At 69.7% G+C, this 7,933-nt stretch carries 4 protein-coding genes; 1 reads left to right on the top strand and 3 read right to left on the bottom strand.

The genetic code is table 11. From position 1 onward, the window contains the following. On the top strand, window positions 1-3,879 hold a 3,879-nt coding region (locus AOK23_RS31500), incomplete at its 5' end, for a glycoside hydrolase family 2 TIM barrel-domain containing protein (protein WP_055715972.1). A gap of 216 nt (window positions 3,880-4,095) precedes the next feature. Here the strand turns inward: AOK23_RS31500 and AOK23_RS31495 are convergent. The 3 genes from AOK23_RS31495 to AOK23_RS31485 form a co-directional block, all read right to left on the bottom strand. Further along, window positions 4,096-4,683: a hypothetical protein gene (locus tag AOK23_RS31495; protein WP_240496654.1), complete on the bottom strand. Its 588-nt coding sequence runs from the start codon at window positions 4,681-4,683 to the stop codon at window positions 4,096-4,098. A gap of 120 nt (window positions 4,684-4,803) precedes the next feature. After that, window positions 4,804-6,150: a glycoside hydrolase family 43 protein gene (locus AOK23_RS31490; protein WP_206336336.1), complete on the bottom strand. Its 1,347-nt coding sequence runs from the start codon at window positions 6,148-6,150 to the stop codon at window positions 4,804-4,806. A 47-nt stretch (window positions 6,151-6,197) separates the two neighbouring features. Next, window positions 6,198-7,805: a ricin-type beta-trefoil lectin domain protein gene (locus tag AOK23_RS31485; protein ID WP_240496653.1), complete on the bottom strand. Its 1,608-nt coding sequence runs from the start codon at window positions 7,803-7,805 to the stop codon at window positions 6,198-6,200. Window positions 7,806-7,933: the final 128 nt, after the last annotated feature.

Genomic DNA, 7,933 nt, shown 5'->3' with positions numbered 1-7,933 from the left:
CTCCTCGGCGGCCTCGCCCTGCCCGACGGCGTCGCCCGGGCCGCGGCCCGCACCGCGACGGCGGGGGCGGCCACCGCCGCGGCCGCCGTCACGGTCGACGGCACCGAGTGGAACGGCGACATCGCTCTGTTCCAGGTCGGCGCCGAGCCGCCCCATACGACGCTCATGCCGTACGCGGACGTCAGACAGGCCCTCAAGGCCGACCGCACGGACTCCCCGTACCGTCTCAGCCTCGACGGCCGGTGGAAGTTCGCGTACGCGGACCGGCCGGACGACCGTGACGAGGACTTCTACCGCACCGACGTCGACGACAGCGGCTGGGACACGATCCCCGTGCCGTCCTGCTGGCAGAACCACGGCTACGACTTCCCGATCTACATCAACATCACCTACCCGTGGTGGGGCCCGAACGGTCTCGGTGAGGAGGCGCAGCCACCGGCCGCGCCGACCCGGTACAACCCGATCGGGCAGTACCGGCGCCGGTTCACGCTCCCGAAGAACTGGACGGCGGACGGCCGCCGGACCTTCCTCCACTTCGAGGGCGTCAAGTCCGCGCACTACGTGTGGATCAACGGCGAGCTGGTCGGCTACCACGAGGACTCGTACGACCCGGCCGAGTACGACATCACCCCGCATCTGAAGCCGGGGACCAACCAGATCGCCGTCGAGGTGTACCGCTACTCGGACGGCGACTGGCTGGAGGACCAGGACATGATCCGGCTGAGCGGCATCTTCCGCTCTGTCTACCTCTTCAACACCCCGGCCGTGCACCTGCGCGACTTCAAGCTGGACACCCCGATCCGCGACGGCTACAAGGCCGCCGACCTGTCGGTCACGGCGAGCGTCCGCGCCTACGGAAAGGGCGCCGGCAAGGGCGCGTACTCCGTGGAGACACAGCTCTACGACGCGCGCGGGCACGCCGTCTGGTCGCGGCCCCTCGTCCGGTCCGCCGACCTGTCCGCGGCCCCGCCCGGCGAGGACGTGACCGTCAGCGCGAGCAAGGCGGTGCCGGACCCGGTGCTCTGGTCGGCCGAGCGTCCGACCCTCTACACGGCGGTGCTGCGGCTGCGGGACGCGCGCGGCAAGGTCGTCGAGACGCTGTCGCACCGCGTCGGTCTGCGCGAGTTCGCCCTGAAGGACGGGCTGATGCGGATCAACGGGAAGCCGGTGTCGTTCCGGGGCACCAACCGGCACGAGATGCACCCGGACCGGGGCATGGCGCTGACCCGCGCCGACATGGAGCGGGACATGCGGCTCGCCAAGCGGTTGAACATCAACACGATCCGCACCTCCCACTACCCCAACAACCCGCTGTGGCTGGAGCTGGCCGACGAGTACGGGCTGTACCTCGTCGACGAGACGAACCTGGAGACGCACGGCATCCGCGACCAGTACCCGGGCAACCACGCCGACTGGACGAAGGCGTGCGTGGCCCGCGCCCAGGCCATGGTGCACCGCGACAAGAACCACGCCTCGGTCGTCATCTGGTCCCTCGGCAACGAGGCGGGCGGCGGCAGCACCTTCGTCGCCATGCACGACTGGATCCGCTCCTACGACCCGACGCGCGTCGTCCAGTACGAGGGCGACGACCGGCCGACGATCAGCCAGATCAGGTCGGAGATGTACGACAGCCCGCAGCGGGTCGAGCAGCGCGCGAAGGACACCTCGGACACCCGCCCGTACGTGATGATCGAGTACTCGCACTCCATGGGGAACTCGACCGGCAACTTCAAGAAGTACTGGGACCTCGTACGCCGCTACGACGTCCTCCAGGGCGGCTGGATCTGGGACTTCATCGACCAGTCGCTGACGACGCCGGTGCCGGTGCGGAAGATCTTCACGGACTCCGGGCCGCACGGGCTGAAGGGCGAACTCCTCACCGCCGCCGGGCGCTTCGACCGCGACAAGGGCGTCTTCGGCGCGACCGCCTTCGCGCGTGACGCGTCCGTGGACCTGACGGGGTCGCTGACCCTGGAGGCGTGGTTCACCCCGCACGTCCCCTTCAGCCACCAGCCGATCCTCGCCAAGGGCGACACGCAGTACGCGCTGAAGCAGACGAACCGGAGCGTCGAGTTCTTCATCCACGGCGGCGGCCAGTGGGTCAGCGCGAGCTGGAACGTGCCGGACGAGGGCTGGACCGGGCGCGAGCACCATGTGGCGGGCGTCTTCGACGCCGAGGCCGGTTCCCTCACCCTGTACGTCGACGGCGAGGCGAAGGCGACCCGCACCACCACGCGGCGCCCCAGCAGCAACACCGCGCCGTTGTCGCTCGCCACCGATGTGGACAACCCGACGCGGGAGTTCAACGGGACGATACGGCGGGCGCGGGTGTACGCGCGGGCGCTGAGCGCGACGGAGCTGGCCTCCGACGGGCGGGGCCCGGGGGACGACGGCGTGCGTTTCTGGTTCGACGCGGCCACCGTGAAGGTGACGGAGAAGAAACCGAAGGAGCGCACGTTCCTCGCGTACGGCGGTGACTGGGGCGACAACCCCAACGACGGCGCCTTCGTCGCGGACGGCATCCTCACCGCCGACCGCCGGCTCACCGGCAAGTCCGCCGAGGTCAAACAGATCTACCAGGCCATCCACGCGGCCCCGGCGTCCGGCGGCACCCTCACCCAGGGAGCGGCGGTCACCCTCACCAACGAGAACCTGTTCACCCATCTGCGGGCCTACGACGGCCACTGGTCGCTGGTGGCCGACGGCGAGGTGGTCCAGCGCGGCCGTCTGACCCGGGCCCAGCTGAACGTCGCCCCGCTCTCCAGCAAGGACATCACGGTCCCCTTCCGGCTGCCGTCCTCCCCGGCGCCCGGCACCGAGTACTTCCTCCAGCTCTCCTTCACCACCAGGGAACGCACCCCCTGGGCGAAGGCGGGCTTCGAGGTGGCCAAGCAGCAGTTGCCCGTCAAGGCCGCGGTCCCCGCGGTGAAGCCCACCCGGCTGGCGAGCGTGCCGACGCTGCGCCACGAGGAGACCGCCGGGAAGGTCACCGTCAGGGGCCGGAACTTCTCCGTGACCGTCGACAAGGCGGACGGCCTGCTCACCTCGTACGAGGCGCACGGCGTCCGGCTCCTCGACTCCGGTGCCGTGCCGAACTTCTGGCGGGCGCCGACCGACAACGACCGGGGCAACGGCCACCACACCCGCAACCAGACCTGGCGGGACGCGGGCGCCCGGCGCGAGGTGACGGACGTGTCGGTACGGGTCCTCGGCACCGACAGGGCCGTCCAGGTGAAGGTCGGCGGCACCCTGCCGACGGCCACCGAGTCGACGTACACCACCACGTACACGGTGTTCGGGAACGGGGAGATCAAGGTCGACAACACCCTGCACCCGGGGGCGTCGTCCCTGCCGTACATCCCGGAGGTGGGCACCCTGCTCCTGCTGCCCCGCCGGCTGGACCGGCTGCACTACTACGGCCGGGGGCCGGAGGAGAACCACTGGGACCGCAACGACGCCACCGACGTCGGCCGCTACTCGGGTTCGGTCGCCGGGCAGTGGACGCCGTACATCCGCCCCCAGGAGAACGGCAACAAGACGGACGTCCGCTGGGCCGCGCTCACCGACCGTGCCGGTGCCGGTCTCCTCGTCTCCGCCGAGCCCGGCTCCCTGCTGGAGGTCAACGCGTCGCACTTCACCCCGGAGGACCTCTCCTCGGGTGTTCGCCACGACTATCAGCTGACGCCCCGTGACGCCGTCGTCCTGCGCGTCAACCACCGCCAGATGGGGGTGGGCGGCGACAACAGCTGGGGCGCCCACACGCACGACGAGTACAAGCTGTTCGCCGACCGCGACTACGCCTACACCTACCGGCTGCGGCCGCTGCGGGACGTGGACGCGGCGATGGGGGCCGCGCGGAAGTGGACGGCCACCGAGTAGAAGGGCTGCGAGCAGCACGAACCCCGTCCCGCTGACCGCGGGACGGGGTTCGTAGTGGAGCGCCGGGCAGGCCTTGCACCTGCATTTCCCCACAGGAAGTGGGGCGTCTTTCCTTAGACGACCAACGCATTGAGTGCTTTCCGGTGTTCCGGTGAGCGGCTCGTGCTCAACCATAGCGGATCTTCGCGGGACCCGCGAACCGGTGATCGAGCACGCTCACTGCAGCTCCGCCTGGGGCGTGTACCCCACCCGGAGGTACTTGGCGATCCGCTCGCCGAAGGCTTTCCGCAGGATCGGTTCGGCCGTTTCGGGGTCGTCGACACCGATGTGGACGTGTCCCCTGCCGTCGTGCCCGACCTCGCGGAGCTGGAAGGTGCCGTCCCAGCGGCCCATGTCCTCGCTGATCCGGTCGACGATGGCGGTGAGGCCCTCCTCGTTGATGTCCGTGTCGTGCAGCCGGAGGGTGACGCCCTTCTCGGCGATCCCGCAGACGGCGGCGTCGAAGGACGCGGAGGGGACGCGGTAGACGTCCGCGCTGGAGCCCTCCTCGTCGACCGCCATGCTGGTGAACTTCTCGGCGTAGCGGCCGTAGGCGATCTTGTCCACGTGGTTCAGCGTGCGCTGCAGGGGTGTGTCGTCGGGGAAGCCGAGGTCCGGGAGCGTGCCCTCCGGCCGGGTGCCGTGGCACACCGTCGCCGGCGACGACGACACGTCCGCCACGGTCTGCGCTCCCGCGCCCGACCCCTGCAACGCCGCCAGCGCGAGCACCGCACCGGCCGCGGCCGTACCCACGCGCGCCCTCATCCGCCTGTCCATACGTCCCTCCGGCCCCCGGGCGGCCGCCCGCGCGGCCGCTGTCCCCACTGGGACGGGGGAAGCGGCCGAAACGTTCGACTCACCGGGGGCGAAGTGGGTGCCGACGGCTCAGTAGCCGACCCGGAACGTCGCGTCCGCGCGTTCCGCCGCCGTGGAGACCGGGTCGATCCGCAGGGCGTAGTCGATGTGCCGGATGTAGCGGGTCGGGAAGTTGTACGACCGGAACGAGGACCAGGTGGAGTCCGCGAGGCCGGCGGTACGGACGAAGGTGGCGTCGGCGGCGAACGTGGAGGTGCCGTCGTTCGTGTCGAGCCGCAGGGCGTAGTTGTAGTGCCGCAGATAGCGGGTGGGGATGTTGACCGACTGGAAGGAGACGCCGGAGGAGTCGGCGAGGCCCGGGACCAGCTTCCACTGGGAGTCGGTGAACGGGTCGAAGGGGTATTCGTCGATCCGGGCCGCGTAGTTGCTGTGCCGGACGTAACGGGACGGGTAGTTGTAGGACTTGAGCCGGTTCCAGGCGGGGGCGCCCCACTTGGCGAGCAGGTTGGAGTACTCGGTCGAGGTGATCGGGTGGATGCCGCAGTGCTTGGAGTTGAGCGGCTGGGTGTAGAGCTTCTGGTCGAGGGCGGTCCAGGTGCCGGACGCGAGGTCGGTGGACTGCCAGACGTAGAAGACGCCGTTGGGGGTGTAGGTGTCGCCCCACAGGTACCAGGCGTTGGAGGTCAGGGACTTCACCACCGTCGGCGCCTCGGTGCCGCCGTGGGCGACCGGGGTGCTGAACGGGGTGAAGCTGCCCGGGTTCAGGGACGTCGAGCGGGCGCCGACGAGCTGCTGGTTCCTCTTGTAGTAGAGGTAGTTGACGCCGCCCACGCCGATGGTGAGGTTGCCGTCGATGATGTCGTACCCGGGGTCGAAGAAGACCTGGGGGTCGGTGGTGGTGCGGAAGTCGGTCGTGTAGCTGACCATGATCACGTTGTGGCCGCTGCTGTTCACCGACGAGTAGAGGATGCCGTACCGGCCGCGCCCGGGGTCCCAGAACGCCTCCGGTGCCCAGCTGTGGGTGTCGGTCATGTCGTGCAGCTTCAGCAGCCGGTAGCCGGTGAAGGTGCGCAGGTCGGTGGAGTCCCAGACGTGGATGTTGACGCTGTCGTGGTTCCAGTCGGTGCCGTTGAGGTCGGTCGCCAGGACGACGAAGGTGCCGTCCTGCTTGCGCATCACGAAGGGGTCGCGCAGACCGCCGGCGCCGAGGGTCGGGGTGACGACGGGGGCGTTCTGGTTGAGCGGCGTCCAGTTCAGCCCGTCCTGGCTGACGGCCAGGTGCAGCCCGTAGTCGGCTTCCAGCATGGTGGTGGACTCGGTGAAGTAGACCATGACGTACGCCGAGTCGGCGGCGTGGGCGGTGCCCGCGCCGAGGGTCAGCGCGCCCGTCGCGGCCAGCGGGACGGTCGCCGCCATGCCGAGGAACGTCCGGCGGGACAGCCCGGTGCCGTGGTTCGTGTCGCTCACGTCAGGCTCCACTTCTGGTTGTTCTGACCGTTGCAGGACCACAGCACGAGCTTCGTGCCGTTGGTGGTGGCCGCCTGGTAGGCGTCCAGGCAGAGCCCGGCGTTGACGTTGGTGATCGTGCCGTCGGCGTTGACGTTCCACTTCTGGTTGGTGCCGCCGGTGCAGTCCCAGATGACGACGCGGGTGCCGTTGGTGGTGCCGTGGTCGTAGGCGTCGAGGCACTTGTTGCCGTAGACCACCAGCTCCTTGCGGGTGCTGTGGTACGACCACTGCTGGTTGAGGCCGCCGTTGCAGGTCCACAGCTGGGCGTCGGTGCCGTTGGTGATGGTGTTGTTGTTGATGTCCGCGCAGCGGCCGGACTGGGTGCCGGTGACGAGCGTGGCGTTCGCGCCGGGCAGCGGCCGTACGACGATGCCTTCGAGGGTCGGGGCGCCCGAGAAGGCGATCGTGTTGGCGGCGCCCTTGGTGAGGCCGACCTGCACGGAGACGTTGCCGGGGGTGGAGCCGGTCGGCGGGAAGGACACCTTCGTCGGGGTCTGGCCGTTGACCGTGAGGGTGCCGACGCGGGCCGTGGACGAGGTGTTGGTGTAGGAGACGTCGACGGTCTTCAGGCCGGTGCTGCCGGCGCTGACACCGGAGAAGCTCGCCGTGCCGTTGTAGGTGGCCGCGGGCTGCTCGGTGCCCCCGGTGACCGTGAGCATGACGGAGCCGCCCGCGGGCACGCTGGTGGTGTAGCCGGTGCCGGGGGTGCCGACGTTCTGCCGCGCCCACAGGTCACGCACGGTCGCGGCGGCGTTCGTCAGGCCCAGGTCGGACCAGCGGACCGTCATGTTCTGCGTGGTGGACGTGCGGTTGAGCAGGACGACGGCGCGGTTGCCGGTGCCGGAGAGGACCTTGCCGTACACCTGGAGGCCGGGGGTGTCCTCGGCGACCTTGACGCCCTGGAGGCCGCGCGGGTCCTGGTCGACGGCGATGACCTCGGGGTTGGTCAGGACGCTTCTGGTGTCGGCGGACATGGTGGTCAGGTCGAGGCCGGTCAGCAGCGGCGCCCCGGAGATCGCCCACAGGTTCATGTGGGAGCGGTTCTGGGCGGCGGTCAGGCCGTTCATGCCGGTGACCATCATGTCGGCGTCGTTGTAGTAGCCGGTGTGCTGGGCGGTGGGGTGGATGTTGCGGTCGAAGGCGGTGAGGACGTTGCCGTACGACGGTGTCCCGCCGTGGAAGAAGATGTCGGTGTTGGTGCGCCACATCGGGCCCATGCCCGGCGCCCAGTTCCAGGGGTTGGAGTAGCCCCAGTTGCACAGGGAGAGGGCGAGCGGACGGCCGGTGGTGGCGGTCGCCTGGGTCACGGCGTCGCTGATCGCCTGGTAGGTGGTCTTCGGGTCGAGGCCCTCGGCGTCGCCGCCGCACCAGTCGACCTTCACGAAGTCGAAGCCCCAGCGGGAGAACTGGGTCATGTCCTGGACGTAGTGGCCCTCGCTGCCGCTGCCGGGCGCGGCGGGGCGGCCGGTGGGGAAGTAGTAGCCGCAGCCGTCCTTGCCGGCGTCGGTGTAGATGCCGGCCTTGAGGCCCTTGCTGTGGATGTAGTCGGCGATGGCCTTCATGCCGCCGGGCTTCCGGAGGCCGGATACGAGTACATCAACATCGACGAGGGCTGGTGGCAGGGCACCCGCGACAACGCGGGCAACATCACGGTCGACGAGGCCGAATGGCCCGGCGGCATGAAGGCCAT

Origin of the sequence: Streptomyces torulosus, from assembly GCF_001419765.1 — a bacterium.
Classification (GTDB): Bacteria; Actinomycetota; Actinomycetes; order Streptomycetales; family Streptomycetaceae; genus Streptomyces; species Streptomyces torulosus.
Note: the sequence above shows the minus strand (reverse complement) of the source record. Positions and strands in the feature narration are given on the sequence as shown.